We start from the raw sequence: 579 nt of genomic DNA on the forward strand, positions 1-579 counted from the left end.
GTCAGTCCGGCCTGCCGGTAGTTGTGCTCCAGCAGCGCCCGGCGTTCGGGGCTGTCGTAGGCGGGTGGGCCGGGGTTGCGCTGGTCGGCGACCTTTTCGCGGCGCCCGGCCCATCGGTCCTGGATCCAGTGCGCCTGCTGACCGGCCGAGGCGCAGGTGCTACGGGCCTCGTCCAGGTGGTGGCGGACCTGGTTGCGCACCGGCTCGGGCACGCCGTGCGCGGCCAGCCCGGACAGCAGCCGCTCCTCGACTCCGGTGTTCTCGAAGTCAGCCAGGTTGGTGCGTCCGGCTGCGAGCTGCGTGTGCTCGGCGACCACACGGGTGATGTCCTCGCGCACGTGGCGGGCCACACCTTCGGGGGCGGCACCGCTGCGAAGGATCTCTTCGAGCTTGTGCTGCTCGTAATGGGCGGCCTCACGGGCGATCTCGTCGCTGCGTTCCCGGTCGATCACTGCCGCGAAGCGGTCGTCGGCCAGCAGCAGATCCGGCACACCCGTCTTGCCCGCTTCGATGTCGACGATCACCGCGCGCAGCTGGTCTTTTTCGAGATCGTGCAGGCCCTTGCCCGACTTGATCGCC

1 pseudogene is annotated in these 579 nt (G+C 69.9%); it reads right to left on the reverse strand.

What is annotated here, in order from left to right:
* Window positions 1–579 (reverse strand): annotated as a pseudogene (locus tag A5780_RS41615) (hypothetical protein); the annotation flags it as partial.

Source organism: Nocardia sp. 852002-20019_SCH5090214 (assembly GCF_001665865.1).
Lineage (GTDB): Bacteria > Actinomycetota > Actinomycetes > Mycobacteriales > Mycobacteriaceae > Nocardia > Nocardia nova.